The organism is Aeromonas popoffii (assembly GCF_000820025.1).
Classification (GTDB): Bacteria; Pseudomonadota; Gammaproteobacteria; order Enterobacterales; family Aeromonadaceae; genus Aeromonas; species Aeromonas popoffii.
Window position 1 is genome coordinate 91,939 of record NZ_CDBI01000014.1, and the last position, 18,364, is coordinate 110,302.

An 18,364-nucleotide genomic window follows, 5' to 3' on the forward strand; every position below is an offset into this window, starting at 1 on the left:
TTAATCGATGTCCAAATATTTATGGGTCTGGATGGAGAGCCGCCAGTTACGGGCGATGCAGGTGGCCATCGCCAGCTGGGTGGCTCTGGGCTTCTGGCTGATGGGTTGCAGCGCAATCACCACGTCTGGGCGCAAGGTGGCGGTCGCCAGCAGGGCATCCAGCTCCTCGATATGGCGCTCAGTGGCCACTGGATGCTTGATCTCGTTGGCACGCTCAAGGGCAGATATCAGCACGGGCAGTCCCCCCTTCATACCAATCTTGGGCGAAACCGTGACCCAGGTATTGGCGTGGGTCTGGATCTCGCTGGTACCGCTGGTTTCGATCTGCACCTGATAGCCGGCTGCCAGCAAGGTACAGGAGAGCGCCTGCAAGTCATACAGACAAGGCTCACCCCCGGTGATCACCACATGCCGGGCCTGATAACCGAGCTGCTGGAAACTGGCCAGGATCTGCTCAGTGTTCATCTTGCTCCAACCATCGGATTCATTGGAACAGTCGAGCACCGCCTGAACCCCCACTTCACGAGCGGGATCGACAATCCAGGTATGACGGGTATCGCACCAGGGACAACCCACAGGGCAGCCTTGCAGGCGAACGAAAATGGCGGGCAGGCCGGTGAAGATGCCCTCCCCCTGAATGGTCTGGAATATCTCGTTGATTGGGTAGTGCATCTCGGTCACGGCTTGTTGCAAAAGTCGCGGATTATACCCCAAGCGAGGGCAAGACGCAGGCTCACAGTCCGCTTTTCTCGTACAGCCGAGCCATGATACCCGCCTTGTCGGCCAGATACAGGTTCAACCCCCGGCTACGCAGTTCACAGGCTGGACAGGTGCCACAACCATCGCCAGCGATGCCGTTGTAGCAAGTCAGCGTCTGCTGGCGCACCGTTTCCAGGTGACCATAGTGATCCGCCAGCGCCCAGGTTTCGGCCTTGTCGAGCCACATCAGCGGGGTATCGAAGCGAATGCCGCGACCCAGCCCCAGGGAGACCGCCTGATTGAGCGCCTTGACGAACTCGTCGCGACAGTCCGGGTAGCCGGAGAAATCGGTCTCGCACACCCCGGTGATCACCGATTCGGCGCCCACCTGGTAGGCATAGATGGAGGCCAGGGTCAGAAACAGTATGTTGCGACCCGGCACGAAGGTATTGGGCAGACCATTGTCCTGCAGCTCGCAGCTGACCGGAATGTCATCCCGGGTCAGGGCCGAGACCGCCAGTTCATTGAGCAGGGTCACGTCCATCACCTTGTGGGCGGCAATACCAAGCGCACTGGCCAGTCGGCGAGCCGTCTCAATCTCCTCCCGATGACGCTGGCCATAGTCGAAGGTAATGGCGTGCACCTCGTCATAATGGGCCAGAGCCTGCACCAGACAGGTGGTACTGTCCTGCCCACCACTGAATACCACGACGGCTTTTTTCACTTTTTCACTCCTTCAGGCAGTTCAAGTACGGCGACCTTGTGCAAAGTCATGCCACTGCCGGTTTAAATGGGTAAAGAGGTTCATCAGCGGGGCGAAGCGCGCGGGCTCACCCTCCCACTGGGATAACAGATGGTAGCCCGCCTCCAGGGTCGACAACGCCTCGGGAAACGGCTTCTTGCGAATGGAGTACTGGCCCGGTATGGCACCGAGCTTGATCCTGGGCAGCCGCAGCAGGGCCGGACTGCTGTGCAAGATGCGATACGCCTTGCGCCAGGTGCCATCGAGCAGCAAAAAGCAGACCTGACGGTACTCCCCCGCCTGGCGCAGTTGATCGCGCACCTGATCCAGCCCCAGCGCATGTTCGTCAGGCCAGAGCAGATAGCAGTGCACCTTGGGATCCGCCAGCAAGGCATTGAGCCAATGTGCCTCGGCAAAATCCTCCCCGACATGAATGCTGGCGCGGGTGAGGGAGGCGGCCAGCAGGGCGGCGGTCCCCTTGGGATGCCCCGCTTCGCTCGGATGCTGCAAAATATGGAGGGGAGCAAGATGAGACACCTGCTGAATATAATCACACAGACAGGCTTTGAGTGCTCTGGCGCAACGTGTACAGTATCGACTGTTCTTGTCGTTGGGCTGTTTCATGTCGTCAGAAAAATCAGGATTGCTCTGGGTCATCACGCTTTCACTCGCCAGCTTGTTGCTTTTCTTCACAGTACCGAATCATTTGCTCTCCTTCGAACGCGCCCTGATCGCCCAAGGCGAAGGGTGGCGCATCATAACAGGCAATCTGGCCCACACCAATTTATGGCACCTGCTGCTCAACCTGAGTGGCCTGTGCGTGATCTACAGCCTGTTTCGCGAATACCTGACGGGCTGCCGCCTGCCGGTATTGCTGCTGTTACTGGGGTGCGCGGTCGGTGTCGGCATCTGGTGGTTATGCCCGCAGACCCTGTGGTACATGGGGCTGTCGGGAGCCTTGCACGGCCTGTTCGTGTGGGGAGCCTTGCAGGACATCCGCTATCGCCGCTATTCGGGCTGGCTGATGCTGTTGGGGGTGGTCATCAAGCTCGGAGTGGACTTCTACAGCGCGGGCGAGAGCCCGGCTTCTGCACTGATTGGTGCCCGGGTTCACATCGAATCACATCTGATTGGCTCGGTGGCGGGCCTGCTGCTCGGCCTGTTGCCGGTCAGTCTCGGCAGTCAGGCCATCAAGGAGTGATGGTGCCCAACACCAGGTTGCCTTGACAAAAAAGCAGGCCGGGGGTGTACCCGGCCTTCAAATCTTAACGCCCAGTCAGCTCCGCATTGATGCTTGACAACATGGCGGCGGGATCGTCTGCCTGGGTGATGGGGCGACCTATGACCAGATAGTCGGCGCCGGCTTGCGTCGCAGCCAGCGGCGTCATCACCCGGCGTTGATCCCCGGCCGCAGACCCGGTGGGGCGAATACCCGGGGTCACCAGCTTGAAGTCGGCGCCGAGCAAGGCCTTGAGATCACGAGCCTCATTGGCGGAGCAGACCACCCCATCCAGCCCGGCTGCCTTGGTCAATGTGGCGAGCCGGATCACCTGCTCGGCCGGGCTCACGTCCAGACCAAGCGGCGCCATGTCGGATTGCTCCATGCTGGTCAGCACTGTCACCCCGATCAGCAGCGGCGCCTTGTCGCCATAGGGCAGCAACGCCTCTCTGGCAGCACGCATCATTCGCTCGCCACCACTGGCATGGACGTTGACCATCCAGACACCCAGCTCGGCACTGGCGGCCACGGCCTTGGCCACGGTATTGGGAATGTCGTGAAACTTCAGATCCAGAAACACATCAAATCCCTTGGCCACCAGCTGACGCACAAACTGGGGACCAAACAGGGTAAACATCTCCTTGCCCACCTTGAGGCGGCACTGGGCCGGAGAGATACGTTCAATGAACGCGAAGGCATCGGCCTCGTGCTGATAATCCAGCGCGACCAGTACTTTAGGATCTAGCATCTCACTTCCTATTGATTGTTGTTCACCATCTGGGCGTGGCGTCACCATCCAAGCCCAGGCTCAACCTGATAACACCGCAGCGGCACTTGCCGCACACGGCATCTCACTTTCAATTGATTTGGCTCTTATTCGCCGTCCAGGCCGCGGATCGGCTTGATGGATCCCCACTGACGGCAGGATGGGCACTGCCAGAACAGCGAGTGGGTGGCAAAGCCGCACTGCCGACACTTGTGGGTAGATTTGATCTTGATCTGTTCGCCAACCAGTTGCTGCAGCAACTCCAGGCTCTCCTTGGCAGGCCCCTCCTCCGCACTGGCCAGCTGGAAGCCCACCAGCTGGTAGAAACCCTTCATGGAAGGATGACGGCGCAGCTGGCGCAGCACCAACGCGCGGGCCTGACTCAGGCCATCACGCTCCTCCACCAGTTTGGCAAGGGCCAGGGTCACGCTGACGCCGGCGTGATCCTCCACCGCCTGTTCCAGCAAGGGAATGAGCTCGAGAGAGCGGCCCTGGCGCTGATAGCATTCGGTGAGCCAGGGGATGGCCTCGGAAGCAAAGTCGATGTCCTGCTCGAACACCCGCAGCAGATCCTTGCTTGCCTGCTCATACTGCCCCGCCGCCATCGCCAGTTCGGCCAGTCGCAGGCTGGCACGGGCACACGCTGGATTGACACCCAGCGCCCGCTTGAGCTTGGCAAGCCCCGCAGGCTTGTCGCCGTCGCGCAATGCACTGTCTGCCTGCTCGCAATAGAAATGCGAGATGGGATCGGCCAGCTTCTTGCCCTGATACTTTTGCAACCGCACTGCGACCTCAATGGCCTTGTCCCAGTCACGTAACTGCTGATGGATGATCAGCAACTGGGCCAGCGCAGTCTCTTCATAGTCGCCGTCTTCGCACAGCTCGTTCCAGAGCGCCTCGGCTCTATCCAGCAAGCCTGCAGCCAGGAAGTCGCGCGCGAGTTCCTGCAGCGCGAGCTGGCGCTGTTCACGGGTCAGCTCACGGGTCACCAGGTTTTGGTGGATCTTGATGGCTCGGTCAACCTCGCCACGCTGACGAAACAGATTGCCAAGCGAGAGATGGGTTTCGATGGTTTCGCTGTCCACTTCCAGCAGCTGGATGAAGAGATCCACCGCCTTGTCCGACTCGTCAGACAGCAAATAGTTGAGGCCCGCCACATACTGGCGGGAAAATTGGTTACTCTGTTTCTGGGTGTCCTGGCGAACACTCCTGCGCCCCATGTACCAGCCATAGCCAGCGGCAATCGGCAACAGCAGGAAAAGCAGTTCAAGCATCGAGGGACATTATTCCTTGACTGCCGACCGAGCCAGCTCCAACTCGCGGGATTGACGACGCATGGTGCGGTTGAGGGTACGGTTTTGCATTTTTAGGCGCAAAAACAACAGACCGAACACCAGCCAACCCAGCAGAAAACCACCACCAAAGAAGAAACCCAGCAACATGGAGAGCGAGAACTCCCCCTGGGCAATCAGATAATTGAACTGCACCAGTTGACCATTTTGCGACCCGATGGCCAAGGTCAGAATAAACACCAGCACCAGCGGAATGAGGGCCAAGATACGCTTCATAGGAGCTCCCTGTCAGTATCTAATGAAAGGCTGATTATCCTTAAAATCACGGGCAGACTCTAGCGCGAATGGGAAAAGACTTGGAGAAACCGGACGATTGGCACAATAGCGGCTATAAAAACAAAAAAGGCATACCCAAGTATGCCGTTTTCTGCATTATTCAATAATGTTCACGCGCTCGCGTAACTCTTTGCCAGGCTTGAAGTGAGGGACATATTTCCCGGTCAGCTCAACCTTGTCCCCAGTCTTGGGATTACGACCCACTCGGGGGGCACGATAGTGCAGTGAAAAACTGCCAAATCCACGGATTTCAATCCGATCGCCGTTTTGCAAAGTCGATGCCATCTGCTCAAGGATCTCCTTGATGGCAGCTTCGACATCTTTGGCCGGCATATGCATGCGGCTCGCAGCCAATTGTTCGATGAGATCTGATTTGGTCATAACGTTAAATCTCCTTCCCCGATCACATGCAATATTCATTACGCCAATATAAAAAAGGGCGGCGTGAAGCCGCCCTTTTCTTGCATCAAGGATTATTCACCCTTGGCAGCTTTGAACGCTTCAGCCATAGCATTGCTAAACACAACTTCTTCTTGTTGGTTCAGACTATCGATAGCAACACGCTCGTCAGCCTCGTCCTTAGCACGGACAGACAGGCTTACGGTGCGGTTCTTACGATCAACGCCCATGAACTTGGCTTCAACTTCATCACCAACAGACAGTACCAGAGTCGCGTCTTCAACACGGTCACGAGCAGCATCGGAGGCACGCAGGTAGCCTTCTACGCCGTCAGCCAGTTCGATCACGGCACCCTTGGCATCAACCTCGGTAACCTTACCCTTAACAATAGCACCTTTCTTGTTATCAGACAGGTACTTATTGAACGGGTCTTCTTCGATCTGCTTGACACCCAGGGAGATGCGCTCACGCTCCGGGTCCACTTGCAGAACAACGGCTTCGATTTCGTCGCCTTTCTTGAATTCACGAACTGCTTCTTCGCCCTGGTTGTTCCAGGAGATGTCAGACAGGTGAACCAGGCCGTCGATACCGCCGTCCAGACCGATGAAGATACCAAAGTCAGTGATAGACTTGATCTTGCCGGAAACACGGTCGCCCTTGGCGTGAGTTTCGGCAAACAGCTGCCACGGGTTGGATTTGCACTGCTTCAGACCCAAGGAGATACGACGACGCTCTTCGTCGATATCCAGAACCATCACGTCAACCACGTCGCCAACGTTAACAACTTTGGACGGGTGGATGTTCTTGTTGGTCCAATCCATCTCGGATACGTGTACCAGGCCTTCAACGCCTTCTTCGATTTCAACGAAGCAGCCGTAGTCGGTCAGATTGGTCACGCGGCCAGACAGACGGGTGGTCTCCGGGTAACGCTTGGCGATAGCAACCCAGGGATCTTCACCCAGCTGCTTCAGACCCAGGGATACACGGGTACGCTCGCGGTCGAACTTCAGAACCTTGACTGCGATCTCGTCGCCAACGTTGACGATTTCGGAAGGATGCTTAACACGCTTCCACGCCATGTCGGTGATGTGCAGCAGGCCGTCAACACCGCCCAGATCTACGAATGCACCGTAGTCAGTCAGGTTCTTGACGATACCCTTAACTTCTTGACCTTCTTGCAGGTTAGCCAGCAGGCTCTCGCGCTCGGAGGTGTTCTCGGTCTCGATCACGGCACGACGGGAAACAACAACGTTGTTGCGCTTCTGGTCCAGCTTGATGACTTTGAACTCGAGTTCTTTGTTTTCCAGGTGAGCGGTGTCACGGATCGGACGCACGTCAACCAGAGAACCCGGCAGGAAGGCACGGATGCCATTCAGTTCAACGGTGAAACCACCCTTGACCTTGCCGTTGATGATACCGATAACGGTAGCTTGCTCTTCGTAAGCTTTTTCAAGCTGCAGCCAGGCTTCGTGGCGCTTGGCTTTTTCACGGGACAGCTTGGTTTCGCCGAAACCATCTTCGATAGAGTCCAGAGCTACGTCAACAGTGTCACCCACACTGATTTCCAGCTCGCCCAGGGCGTTCTTGAATTCTTCAGCCGGGATGGCGGACTCAGATTTCAGACCGGCGTCAACCAGTACGAAACCGTTCTCGATAGCAACGACAGTACCCTTGACGATGGAACCTTGACGGGTTTCAACGGAGTTCAGGGACTCTTCAAAGAGTTGAGCAAAAGATTCGATCATTGTTTATGTCACAAATGAAACATCCACTTGCAATCCGGCACAAGCGGGGCTGTTTTAAATAATCTGCGCCATCCTTGGTGCAGACGACCGGATGTCAGCTTGCGCTGGCATCACCAAGTTGTTGCTCTGCATAGGCGAGTACTGTTGCCAGCACGTCATCTATGGTCATGGCGGTAGAATCCACCACGAGAGCATCTTCTGCCGCTTTAAGGGGCGCTACGGCGCGATTTCTGTCGCGATCGTCACGTTCCCGAATCTCGGTTAAAAGACGCTCGAAGTTAACATCAAAGCCCTTATCTTGCAACTGCTTATAGCGGCGCTGGGCGCGTTCTTCCGCGCTGGCGTCGAGGAAAATCTTCACTTCGGCTTCGGGGAAAACCACGGTTCCCATGTCACGCCCGTCGGCGATCAGACCCGGTGCCTGACGAAATGCACGCTGACGGCGCAGCAGGGCTTCGCGTACCCGCGGGAAGGCGGCGATTTTGCTCGCGGCATTGCCCACCTCTTCGGTACGGATGGTGCGGGACACATCCTCCCCTTCCAGCACCACCTTGACCTGCTCGCTGTCCACCTGGAATTGCACATCCAGATTGGCAGCCAGTGGGACCAGTGCGGCTTCAGAATCGAGTTCTACATCGTGGTGCAAGGCAGCCAGGGCCAACACCCGGTAGATGGCGCCGGAATCAAGCAAGTGCCAACCCAGTTTCTCAGCCAGCAGCTGGCACAACGTGCCTTTACCGGCACCGCTCGGGCCATCGATTGTCATCACGGGGGCCATCTGAGGCATAATTTCTCTCCTGCACTCTTGTTGCACACATCCCGGAAGGGATGGGGTAATGGGCGCCGATTATACCCAAATGTGCCGAGCCTGGCAGTCGTCAGGACGCACATTTGCACAGAAGCCGTCGCGATCGCGTGGTTTGCGTACAGCGACTCAAGTCATTAAACAGTTCAAGGTTTTGTTCTTATGGTTGTTATGGACAAGGCGCGCTAAACTGGCCGCCCTTTTTAAGCAGCTGTAGTAAGGAGCAACCTATGAGCAGCGTTACCCTCGTGGCCAAATCCAAGTTGCCGACCCCTTGGGGCACCTTCACGCTGGTAGGCTTTCAGGAAACCGGTACCGGCAAGGATCATGCTGCGCTGGTGATGGGCGATGTCACGGGTGATGCGCCTGTGCTGGGCCGCATTCACTCTGAGTGCCTCACCGGAGACGCCCTGTTCAGCCTGCGCTGCGACTGTGGTTTCCAATTGCAGGCCGCCATGGAAAACATCGCCAAGGCCGGTCGGGGCGTCTTACTGTATGTACGCCAGGAAGGACGTGGCATAGGCCTGCTCAACAAGATCCGGGCCTACCACCTGCAAGATCAGGGCGCCGATACCGTTGAGGCCAATGTGGCACTGGGCTTTGCCGCCGACATGCGCGACTACACCATCTGCGCGGACATGCTCAAGGCGTTGCACGTCACCAGTTTACGCCTGATGACCAACAACCCACGCAAGATGAAAGCGATGGAGAGCTTTGGCATTCCGGTCGCGGAGCGGGTTCCCCTGCAGGAAGGGCGCAATCCCCACAACGAGTTTTATCTCTCAACCAAAGCGAGCAAACTGGATCACCTGTTCAAGAAGTGATCCCGGAGCACCACACGCCCGCATAAAAAACGCCTCCCGTCGGGAGGCGTTTTTGTTGGCAGACACTGTGGCCGTGCTAGCGGATAGGCAACTCGATATCGGCGAACATGGCATCCACATCGTCACTGGAGCGCAGTGCGATAGCGCGCTCCACCACATCCCGGGTCAGGTGCGGGGCGAAACGGGTCATGAAGTCATACATGTAGGTACGCAGGAAGGAGCCCTTGCGAAACCCTATCTTGGTGGTGCTGTGGGCGAACAGGTGGCTGGCATCGAGCGCCACCAGATCGGTATCGACCGCGGGATCCAGCGCCATGGTCGCCATCACACCTATGCCAATCCCCAGCCGGACATAGGTCTTGATCACGTCTGCATCGGTGGCGGTGAAGACGATATTGGGTTCGAACCCGGCCCGGTTGAAGGCGTTATCCAGCTCGGAGCGCCCGGTGAAGCCAAACACATAGGTCACTAGCGGGAAACGGGCAATATCTGAAATAGAGAGCTTGCCAACCTGGGTCAAAGGATGCCCCTTGGGCACGATCACGCTGCGATTCCAGTGGTAGCAAGGCAGCATGATGAGATCTTCATACAAGTGCAGCGCTTCGGTGGCGATAGCAAAATCGGCCAGCCCCTTGACCACGGCTTCGCTGATCTGGGTCGGAGTACCCTGATGCATGTGCAGGGAGACCTTGGGAAAGCGCTTGATGAACCCCTTGATCACATCAGGCAGCGCATAACGGGCCTGAGTATGGGTGGTCGCGATATGAAGCGTGCCCTGCTCGGGATGAGTATGCTGGCTCGCCACCGCCTTGATGCTTTCCACCTTGCCCAGGATCTCGTTGGCTATCTTGATCACATCTCGTCCTGCCGGTGTGATTTGGGTCAGATGCTTGCCACTGCGCTCGAAAATCTGGATCCCCAGCTCATCTTCCAGCATGCGTACCTGCTTGCTGATCCCTGGCTGAGAGGTATAGAGGCTCTCTGCCGTTGCCGACACGTTCAATCTGTGGTTGGCAACCTCAACGATATAACGCAACTGTTGGAGTTTCATGATGTTAAGCTCTAAAGGCGACTTGAACTAATACTAACAAACTTTTGCCTGATAGCCTTTTCTTCTTGGCTATTTATGGCTGGGCCTGCGCCAGCAAAAAATCCCGCAAGGCGCGGTTCGCCATGGAGAGTGGATCCCCCCGGCGCCACGCCACGCAGAGATCGAGGAAAATAGGCGGAGCAAACGGCACTCCGGTCAGGGCAGTCTCCTCGTCCAGCACCATCCGCAGGAAGGTGGTCACCGCAAAGCCCTGCTTCACCACCGCCTTGAGCAACGGAATGAGGTTGCTCTCGAAGGCAATATTGGGCTCACAGCCCAGCCCCTGCGCCAATGCCTCCATGTGCTCGCGGTGGTAGAAACCGCGCCGGAACATGGCCAGCTCCTGGCCGAAAAACTGGGTCAGGGAGACGGCCGGGACTTGCCGCAACGGGTGCTCCTCCCCCACCACCATCAACATCTCTTCACGCAGCAGTTGCGCCCCTTCCAGCGCAGGTGGCAGATCGCCGGTGATCAGGATGGCGAGATCCAGGGTGCCATCCACCATGCGGCTCAGCAGCTCACGCGAGCCAGCTTCCTCCACCCGGATCTTGAGGCCGGGATAGCGATGCTTGAAGGCCATCAGGATCGGAGGAAAGTAGTAAGAGCCCATCATGTAGGGAATGCCGATGCGCACCTCGCCACGCTCAAGCCCTTTCAATTCGGCCATCTCGGCTTCTGCCTGGTGCATCTGCAACAACAGTCGTTCGGCATGACGGCAGAGCACCTCCCCCTCCGGGGTGAGCCGCACTGTGCGATCCTGCCGGTCAAACAGCCGCAACTCGAGTTGCTGCTCCAGCTTGGCGATGGCCATGCTGATGGCGGGCTGGGCCACATGCAGACCATTGGCAGCCCTGGTGAAGGAGCCAGCATCCCGTACCGCCAGCAAATAGGTGAGCTGTTTCAAGTCCATATCAATTAATCTTATTAGTTGGATAACTTAAATATATTATATTTATGCTCTGCGGCGCACTACTCTGCACAAAAGCCGTCAGGACAACCGCATATGATCGAAGTAGGCAGCCGTGAATGGAGACGCGCCACCCTGGCCCTGAGCCTGGGTTCCTTCCTGGTGTTTCTCAACCTCTACCAAACCCATCCACTGCTGCCACTGCTGGCAGATGTCTTCTCCGTCAGCTCGCTGGCCGCGGGCTGGACACTGGCTGGCTGCACTGCAGGTCTGGCCGCCTCGCTGCTGCTCTGCGCACGCCTCGCGGACAGGTTCGGCCGGCGCAGGATCATGCTGTGGAGCCTGGCTGGTGCCATCCTGCTCTCCCTGCTCATCAGCTTGGTACACCAGTTTGAACAGCTGCTGCTGCTGAGGATACTGCAAGGGATATTGCTGGCCGGACTGCCCGCCACCGCCATCGCCTATATGGGAGAGGAGTTCAGCAAACGCGCCCTCCTCTCCGCCGTCGGGGTCTATATCGCCGCCAACTCGCTCGGCGGGATCGCAGGCCGGGTCGTCGGTGGTCTGCTGGCTGGCTGGTTTGGCGACTGGCAACACACTTTTCTCGGCATCGGCCTGATAAGCCTGACCCTGCTGCCCCTCGTCATCTGGTTATTGCCCGCCCAGACCCGTTTCGTGCCCGTCATCGCCGATCCGGGCCAATTCCGGCAGGCCATCAGCAGCCACCTGGGCAACCCGCTGCTGGTCGGAGCCTATCTCATCGGCGGGCTCAACTTCATGGTGTTTTTGAACCAGTACAGCTACCTCACCTTCCTGCTGGCCAAGGATCCTTTCTCCCTACCCACCCAGTGGCTCGGCATGCTGTTCCTGACCTATCTGTCGGGCACGGTCGCCTCCTCCCTGAGTGGTCGCTGCGCCCACCGCTGGGGGGCACAGCGCCTGCTGCTGGCGGGGATCTCGCTGATGGCGCTTGGCAGTGCACTGCTGTTGCACGGCTCGCTGGCGGCCATATTGACGGGGCTGCTCATCTCGAGCTTCGGGTTCTTTCTCGCCCACGCCTGTGCCAGTGCCTGGGTTGGCCAGCACGTGGAACATAACCGGGCGCTCGCCTCGTCACTCTATCTGGTGGGGTATTATCTGGGAGCCAGCCTGGGAGGCCTCTACCTGCACCCCTTCTGGGAGCGGGGTGGCTTGGTGGGATTGGTGCTCGGCATCGAGCTGGTGCTGGTGGTCACCGCGGGCCTGAGCCTCTGGCTCGGTCACGTGAAGGGGCGTACCACCCGCCCCCTCTCCTGCCATATGCAGTCGTAGTCATCGGTCGGGGCTCCCACGCTTACACTGCGTATAATCAACGAGCACCCGTGCCCGCTCTCACATCAATCCGATGTTATCGTAATAATCGGCGGGCACAGGCACCACGGCGCCAGTGCGCAGCTCTTCCTCGATCACCTCGGCCAAGGCGCGCAGGTGAAACTTGATCTGGCCCGACGCCAACATCAAGCCCACGTCCGGGTTGCGAAGATCATCCATGTTGCCAGTCTTGAACGGCACATCGGGATGTTCGGCCACCAGCGCTTGCAGTGACGGCACCACCAGCTCTATGTGCTCCAGCCCAGCCTGATGGCTGCGGCCCGGTTTGGGCGCCGCCAGTTCGATGCAGGGCACGCTGACGTCGCCGCAGTGCACGGGATGATACAGCTGGTAGGTGGCAATAGGACGCCCTCCTATCATGCCTTCCACCAGAAGGATTCCGTACGAAGCCAAGATCTGCTTCTGAGTCTGATATTCGACCAGCGTGGCCGCGCGGTAACAGAGGTGGTCAACGTCGATGGCATCGACATGGACAGCTCGTTGATCCAGCTCAGCCAGCAGCTGGCAAACAAATGGGGCCATGGGCCCCAGTGTGGTATCGAGTGGGTGGGACATGATCACCATTTCTTCTTGGGTTGGAACAGGACATCCAGCTCATCCGCCTCTTTATTCTTAATGCTCTGCAGCTCTTTCTCGCTGTGCTGCTGCAGATGGGCATCCAGCCCGGCCAGCCCCTGACGCATGTCTTCTTCACGGGCCATCAGATAAGGGTCCTTGTCAGATACCCCGGCCAAAGCAGAGAGCCCCTTGGTATAGAGCTGACGACAAGTGCCATATTGCCCCTGGATCTGGGCATCCATGGCCCGTTTGACCAGATTGGAGATGTTGATCTTGAGCTGCATCAGCTCGAGGCGACGATCCTCTTGGGCAAAACCGTGGGGATCTATCTTGCCCTTGTTGTGCTCGACCCGCAGCACAGCACGCATTTTCTTGACCAGTTGCAGCATCTGAATGGCCTGGCGGTCGGATTCGGGTGTCTTGAAGTGCCCCTCATCCTGATTGCTGTAGTTCTCCTGCACATTTTTGATCTGGGTCTGTACGTCGGCGATGCGCTGTTTGATCTGGCCGTTGGGCATCACCAAGGCGATCGCCCGGTACGCATCCAGAATACGGTGTTGCAGCAACAACACTATGTTCTTGGAGAAGGGCACCAAGTTGACATTCAACAGCACCTCTTCGGTTTCATCCGCCACGGCCTTATGACGAGCGATGGCATGGCGCCTGTCTGCCTCTGCCTTCTGCTTATATTGCTGCATCACGTTATAGGCGATAACCAGAAACAGGAGTGCGCCAATAGACAGCAATACCAAGGTTAAAATCATAGGATGTTCAAACTCCTGTCCCAATCCAATTGCGCGATCCTACAACAGCTGACCCACTTAAGGTAGTCCGCACCGTCGAGCTTACCCACGATTTATTGTGCTCTGGGCCCACAAATCAGCAGCGGAGATCAGGATCACGCAGTGATGGCAACACTGCCATTACTTCATAGTATCGCCCATCGGGCCCATTACTTGAGGTTGAACCCTTTCGATTGCAAGAATGCCTGCATGAAGGGGCGTGCCTCCTTGCCAAGGATGCCCCGGATCTGGCTGCTCCAGGTCTGCTGCTTGTTATTGCTGCTGCGGGCCTGATAGTAGGCCTCTATCTGCTGATCGTATCGCGCCAGCAAGGGGCGATCCAGCTCGGCCTGATAGTGATTTTCGTGCACAACCAACGCCCGGGGCAAACGGGGTTTCTGCTCGGGAACCTGCGCCGGATGACCCAGACAGAGCCCAAACAAGGGGATAACCAGGTCTGGTAGCCCCAGCGCCTCGCTCACAGCGACCGGATTATTGCGAATGCCGCCGATGTAGACGCCACCCAATCCCAGCGACTGGGCTGCCAGCAGGGCATTTAGGGCCATCAGGGCACCATCGATGGCGCCGATCATCAGCTGCTCGATATAACCTGTCTGGGCGTCCGGCACGATTTGACCGTGACGATGATAATCGGCGCAAAACATCAGAAACTCGGCCGCCTCGGCCACATGAGCCTGATGCCCCGCCAGCTCCGCGAGCCGGGTGCGCAGGGCCATGTCGGTCACCCGTATGATGCTATTAGCCTGCTGGAAACTGGAGCTGGAAGCAGACTGGGCTGCACTCAGGATCTGGTCGAGCTGGCTCGCCGTGATGGGTTCTTGGGTAAATTGACGGATGGAGCGATGGGCAAGAATAAGGTCTATGGTCGGGTTCATGATGTCTCCAGGAAGAAGTCCACACTCTACCCAAAAAAACGGAGGGGCCCAAGGCCCCTCGCAGCTAACGATGACAGATGCACGTTCCTTGACCCTATCCCGCCAGCGGATAGACACCCGCCTTGCAGCTAACCAGAAAGGCGCTGGCCTCCACCTGCGCCACCGTCATCGGCTTGCTGAACAAAAAGCCCTGAAACACGTGACAGCCCTGGGAACGCAGCGCGGCGAGCTCGTGCTCATCCTCCACCCCTTCGGCCATGATGCCAAGCCCCAGGCTGGTCGCCATGGCGACAGTGGCACGGATCACTGGCAGGTTCAGCCCCACCACGAACGAACGATCCAGCTTGATGGTGTCGATCGGCAGTCGGTTCAGGTAGGCCAGCGACGAATAGCCGGTACCAAAATCGTCAATGGCGATCTTGATGCCTTGCTCGCTCAGGGCATCGAGGATCTCGATGCAACCTTTCATATCCAGCATAAGGACAGTCTCGGTCAACTCCAACGTCAGCAGGCCTGCATCCACGCCATACGCCTTGAGCTGCTGAGCCACCAGCTCCGGCAAGGCGGAGGAGAGTTGGAACCCGGACAGATTGACCGAGACCGGCACCCGCACCTGCCACTGCTGCTGCCAATGCGCCATCTGGGCCAGTGCCGTCGAGAGCACCCAGCCGCCGATCTCCCGGATCAGCCCCATCTCCTCGGCCAGCGGGATGAACTCCACCGGCGAGACATGGCCGAGCACAGGGTTGTGCCAGCGCAGCAGGGCCTCGTAACCAAGCAGTTTGCCTTTTGCCACATCCACTTGGGGTTGGTAGCAGAGGCTCAGCTCCTGCCGACCTATTGCCTTGGCCAGAAATTGCTTCAGGGTCAGCTTGCGGTGCAGATTCTGCTGCATGCTGGGGGTGAAACGCTGCCAGCGCAGGCGCCCCATCTGCTTGGCCTGATACATGGCCATGTCGGCGCGGGTGATCAGATTGTCGCCGTCATCCGCATCGTCCGGGTAGATAGCGATGCCTATGCTGCCGCCAATGGTCACCTCGGGCACCCCGCTCAGCTGCAGCGGCTTGGTCATCTGGGAGAGCATGAGATCGGCCACTTCCTGCGCCCGATTACTGGCGTGAGTCAGCGGCACCAAGGCCGTGAACTCGTCCCCACCGAGGCGTGCCAGTTCCACATCTCGCGGGCAAACCTGCTTGAGCCGACCGGCCACCCGCTCCAACAGACGATCCCCGGCCTTGTGGCCATAGTTGTCGTTGACCAGCTTGAAGTTGTCGAGATCCATGAACACCAGCGCGAAGCGCCCACCCAGACCGCAATATGCCTCGAGGGATTTCATCAGGCCGTAACGGTTGAGCAGCCCGGTCAGCGAGTCATGCCAGGCCAGATGGCGATGTTCCAGCTCCTCGAGCTTGCGGTCCGTTATGTCGCGCATGGTGAGCAGGATCTGCGCCCCCTGCTGGATATGACGGAACTGGTACTGGAACCAGCGCATCCCCTTGAGCGTCCGGCACTCCCCCTCCGCCACGACTTCATCGAGTCGGGAGAGCTTCTGATAGAAGGCTTGGTCGTTGCCGGAAAACACCTGGGAGAGCAGGTTGACTTGGTCACCGAAACACATGTCGAAATGGTGGTTGCCACTCTCCAACCGACCCTGATTGTCAAACAGACAGGCCAGGGTATCGCCGGTGGCGAGGGAGGACTCCTGATAGAGGGTATCGGCGTCGATCACCGCCTCCGTCATCATCATCAAGCGACCGGCCAGCTGAACGCCGGACAACCGCAGGTAGATCTGCTTCTTGACCCCCTTGGGCGAGAGCGTCCACCACTCGCTGTAGCTGCGTCCCTGCTGAAAATCACCGAGATAGCGCTGTAGCAACAAGTCGATGGCATCGGCCATGTCGGCCGAGAAGTCACGTGATTGCAGTTCGGCAAGCGAGCTGGCTTCCCACACCCCCAATGCGGTGCGATTAGCCCAGTAGATATGATGATGTTGGATGTCATAAACCCAGATCGGGGTATGCAGCACATCCATCCCGTTCAATAACCGTTCGTCTAGCGTATTCATCTAATATGGTGATTCATGATGTGTGATCACAGGGAAACCCTGCAACAAGACGCCCTCTCGGGACGCCCGGCGCTGGTACAAAATCGGATCCAGCCCATAATCTGGAAATAAGCATGCGCACAAGGGCTGACTTCATATGAAAACGCTACATGTGAAACCCATGGTCAGGAAAAACGGACTCACCTTGATATTGTTGGGCATCATAGTAACCATTACTATGATTTTTATACTTTTTTTATTCCGTGAACAACCACTAATCCCCTTCATCTCCGGCCTGTTGGCGGGTCTGCTGATGATATTTATCGGCTCATTGAAACTGGTTGAACCCCATTTCAGCCTCTCGCTCTGTCACGATTGTTTGCAATATCACCATAAATACGGTGGTTGGATCCTGAAATGGAGAAATATTCAACGTATTGACCAACCACTCATTCATCTGGGCTGGGACCTGGTTGCCCTGCCCTACATAGGTTTGAAGATAAAAGATTACGACGATTTTTTGACATTGATCACACCCAGATTGGCAGTGCGCCTGCTGACAGAACAGAGGGCCGTGCTACTGCAAGCCCTGCGCAGTGAACGGCAAGATTGTGCCAGCGGCAGCTGCGGTGATGCCTTTCAGGGAGAAGGTCTGCTGGAGGAGAGCCACTTTCGCTCCCCATCTGGTCAGCGCTACGAGGGGGTCATCGCAATGCTGGCCAATCGCATGACCCGCTTGCGTGACCTGCTCGGTTACGATCTGCTGGTGCCGGACAACAGCCTGGATCGGGACCCTGCCGAATTTGTCCGTCTGTTGCACCAATACCAGCGGGAGTCGAATCTAATCCAGATCAATTAAACGCCGGATTGCACTTGCCAAGGCGGGCGGCTCTTTTTAAGGTCACTCCCTTGTTACACCCAGAACACCGCTTATGAAGTACATCGAAGAGTTTTATCTGTTCGTCAAGGTGGTGCAAGAGGGAGGTTTTTCCCATGCGGCTGCCGCACTGGGCATGCCTACTGGCACCATCAGTCGACGTATTTCTCAGCTGGAAGAGCAGCTCGGCTGCTCCTTGCTACACAGATCCACCCGCAAACTCCGCCTCACCGACGATGGGCTCAGATATTACGAGCGTTTGTGTACCCCGCTGGCCGAGATTGAGCAGGCTACCGGTGAAATTCAGGGCCGGGAAGCCGACATTAACGGGGTGATCCGCCTCGCCGCGCCCATCGCACTCTCCAACACCATACTGGTCGACATGCTGGCGGATTTTGGCCTGCACTACCCAGCGGTGCGGTTCGACATCACCCAGACCAATGATCATCAGCACCTGCTCCACAACGATCGGGATCTGGTGTTTTTCAACGGTGAACTGCCGCAATCCATGACCAATGCCCAGTGTCTCGGTCACATCGAATACGGCCTGTTCGCCTCCAGGCTCTATCTGGAGAAGATGGGCACACCGACTCACCCGGCCCAGCTGGAGGAGCACTCCCTGATCTACTGCTGGCCCCATCAGCACTGGCAACTGACCGGCCGGGACGAGCAGACAGTGCAGATCAAGCGCACCGCCAAGCTCACCGTCAACCAGACCCAGGCGGCAGTCAGGGCCGCCAGACGGCACCTGGGAATAGTCAACGCACCTCACCACTACGTCCACCCCTTCCTGCAGGATGAGCAACTGGTTGCCGTGCTGCCTGACTGGCAAACCGGCAATCGCCCCTTCTATATGTTGCGCTGTCAGCCTCAGTTCGCCCCACTACGTGTTAAGATGTTCGCTGAATTCGTTGAAAAATACTCAGCGCGCTACCGGAACCACCAATGGGACAACCAATTTTCACCGGCAACCAGTCTGTCCCGTTGCATCTGACCGTCAGCGGGCCACACT

At 57.7% G+C, this 18,364-nt stretch carries 20 protein-coding genes; 5 read left to right on the forward strand and 15 right to left on the reverse strand.

The window, feature by feature from the left end; genetic code table 11:
• The 3 genes from queE to BN1129_RS02705 form a co-directional block, all read right to left on the reverse strand.
• On the reverse strand, window positions 1–672 hold the full coding sequence (queE, locus tag BN1129_RS02695) for a 7-carboxy-7-deazaguanine synthase QueE (RefSeq protein WP_042034332.1): 672 nt from the start codon (window positions 670–672) through the stop codon (window positions 1–3).
• 61 nt (window positions 673–733) lie between these two features.
• Window positions 734–1,423 carry a 7-cyano-7-deazaguanine synthase QueC gene (queC, locus tag BN1129_RS02700; protein ID WP_042034333.1) on the reverse strand — a complete coding sequence of 230 codons (690 nt, stop codon included), beginning with the start codon at window positions 1,421–1,423 and terminating at the stop codon, window positions 734–736.
• A 21-nt stretch (window positions 1,424–1,444) separates the two neighbouring features.
• The gene (locus tag BN1129_RS02705) at window positions 1,445–2,134 is read right to left on the reverse strand and encodes a tRNA-uridine aminocarboxypropyltransferase (protein ID WP_157013235.1); all 690 of its coding nucleotides are present in this window, start codon (window positions 2,132–2,134) and stop codon (window positions 1,445–1,447) included.
• On the opposite strand from BN1129_RS02705, the gene rrtA reads away from it, so the two are divergent.
• Window positions 2,064–2,642, forward strand: coding sequence for a rhombosortase (rrtA, locus tag BN1129_RS02710; protein WP_244463006.1), 579 nt, complete (start codon window positions 2,064–2,066; stop codon window positions 2,640–2,642). The two genes, BN1129_RS02705 and rrtA, sit on opposite strands and share 71 nt — an antisense overlap.
• A 64-nt stretch (window positions 2,643–2,706) precedes the next feature.
• Here the strand turns inward: rrtA and pyrF are convergent, their stop codons facing one another.
• From pyrF to cmk, 6 genes are all read right to left on the reverse strand, one after another.
• Window positions 2,707–3,408: an orotidine-5'-phosphate decarboxylase gene (gene pyrF / locus BN1129_RS02715; RefSeq protein ID WP_042034336.1), complete on the reverse strand. Its 702-nt coding sequence runs from the start codon at window positions 3,406–3,408 to the stop codon at window positions 2,707–2,709.
• A gap of 125 nt (window positions 3,409–3,533) precedes the next feature.
• Complete coding sequence (gene lapB / locus BN1129_RS02720) at window positions 3,534–4,700, reverse strand: lipopolysaccharide assembly protein LapB (RefSeq protein WP_042034337.1); 1,167 nt, start codon at window positions 4,698–4,700, stop codon at window positions 3,534–3,536.
• Between the two features lie 9 nt (window positions 4,701–4,709).
• Complete coding sequence (locus BN1129_RS02725; protein ID WP_042034338.1) at window positions 4,710–4,994, reverse strand: LapA family protein; 285 nt, start codon at window positions 4,992–4,994, stop codon at window positions 4,710–4,712.
• 156 nt (window positions 4,995–5,150) lie between these two features.
• Window positions 5,151–5,435 (reverse strand): integration host factor subunit beta, encoded by a 285-nt coding sequence (gene ihfB / locus BN1129_RS02730; RefSeq protein WP_005299934.1) that lies wholly within the window; start codon window positions 5,433–5,435, stop codon window positions 5,151–5,153.
• Window positions 5,436–5,527: 92 nt separating this feature from the next.
• A complete protein-coding gene (rpsA, locus tag BN1129_RS02735; protein ID WP_042034339.1) occupies window positions 5,528–7,198 on the reverse strand; it encodes a 30S ribosomal protein S1 in 1,671 nt (556 codons plus the stop codon).
• Between the two features lie 94 nt (window positions 7,199–7,292).
• Window positions 7,293–7,985, reverse strand: coding sequence for a (d)CMP kinase (gene cmk, locus BN1129_RS02740; protein ID WP_042034341.1), 693 nt, complete (start codon window positions 7,983–7,985; stop codon window positions 7,293–7,295).
• 248 nt (window positions 7,986–8,233) lie between these two features.
• Here cmk and ribA point away from each other — a divergent pair, with 248 nt between their 5' ends.
• Complete coding sequence (ribA, locus tag BN1129_RS02745; protein WP_042034343.1) at window positions 8,234–8,827, forward strand: GTP cyclohydrolase II; 594 nt, start codon at window positions 8,234–8,236, stop codon at window positions 8,825–8,827.
• Between the two features lie 76 nt (window positions 8,828–8,903).
• On the opposite strand, the gene cysB is transcribed toward ribA, so the two are convergent.
• Window positions 8,904–9,878, reverse strand: a complete 975-nt coding sequence (cysB, locus tag BN1129_RS02750; RefSeq protein WP_042034344.1) for an HTH-type transcriptional regulator CysB — start codon at window positions 9,876–9,878, stop codon at window positions 8,904–8,906.
• Window positions 9,879–9,951: 73 nt separating this feature from the next.
• Entirely contained in the window at window positions 9,952–10,827 is an 876-nt protein-coding gene (locus BN1129_RS02755; protein ID WP_042034345.1) for a LysR family transcriptional regulator, read from the reverse strand.
• Window positions 10,828–10,920: 93 nt separating this feature from the next.
• Between BN1129_RS02755 and BN1129_RS02760 the strand changes: the two genes are divergently transcribed.
• On the forward strand, window positions 10,921–12,135 hold the full coding sequence (locus tag BN1129_RS02760; RefSeq protein ID WP_042034347.1) for an MFS transporter: 1,215 nt from the start codon (window positions 10,921–10,923) through the stop codon (window positions 12,133–12,135).
• A 60-nt stretch (window positions 12,136–12,195) separates the two neighbouring features.
• On the opposite strand, the gene BN1129_RS02765 is transcribed toward BN1129_RS02760, so the two are convergent.
• The 4 genes from BN1129_RS02765 to BN1129_RS02780 all read right to left on the reverse strand — a co-directional run bounded on the left by BN1129_RS02765 (window position 12,196) and on the right by BN1129_RS02780 (window position 16,463).
• A complete protein-coding gene (locus BN1129_RS02765; RefSeq protein WP_042034348.1) occupies window positions 12,196–12,759 on the reverse strand; it encodes a VOC family protein in 564 nt (187 codons plus the stop codon).
• The gene (locus BN1129_RS02770) at window positions 12,753–13,517 is read right to left on the reverse strand and encodes a hypothetical protein (protein ID WP_042034349.1); all 765 of its coding nucleotides are present in this window, start codon (window positions 13,515–13,517) and stop codon (window positions 12,753–12,755) included. The genes BN1129_RS02765 and BN1129_RS02770 overlap by 7 nt, the downstream gene beginning before the upstream one ends.
• A gap of 188 nt (window positions 13,518–13,705) precedes the next feature.
• A complete protein-coding gene (gene nfsA / locus BN1129_RS02775) occupies window positions 13,706–14,431 on the reverse strand; it encodes an oxygen-insensitive NADPH nitroreductase (RefSeq protein WP_042034350.1) in 726 nt (241 codons plus the stop codon).
• Between the two features lie 94 nt (window positions 14,432–14,525).
• Window positions 14,526–16,463: a putative bifunctional diguanylate cyclase/phosphodiesterase gene (locus BN1129_RS02780; protein ID WP_042034351.1), complete on the reverse strand. Its 1,938-nt coding sequence runs from the start codon at window positions 16,461–16,463 to the stop codon at window positions 14,526–14,528.
• A gap of 169 nt (window positions 16,464–16,632) precedes the next feature.
• Between BN1129_RS02780 and BN1129_RS02785 the strand changes: the two genes are divergently transcribed.
• Both BN1129_RS02785 and BN1129_RS02790 read left to right on the forward strand, forming a co-directional pair.
• On the forward strand, window positions 16,633–17,334 hold the full coding sequence (locus BN1129_RS02785) for a DUF2982 domain-containing protein (protein ID WP_042034352.1): 702 nt from the start codon (window positions 16,633–16,635) through the stop codon (window positions 17,332–17,334).
• 73 nt (window positions 17,335–17,407) lie between these two features.
• Window positions 17,408–18,346 carry a LysR family transcriptional regulator gene (locus tag BN1129_RS02790; protein ID WP_042034353.1) on the forward strand — a complete coding sequence of 313 codons (939 nt, stop codon included), beginning with the start codon at window positions 17,408–17,410 and terminating at the stop codon, window positions 18,344–18,346.
• The last annotated feature ends 18 nt before the right edge of the window (window positions 18,347–18,364 follow it).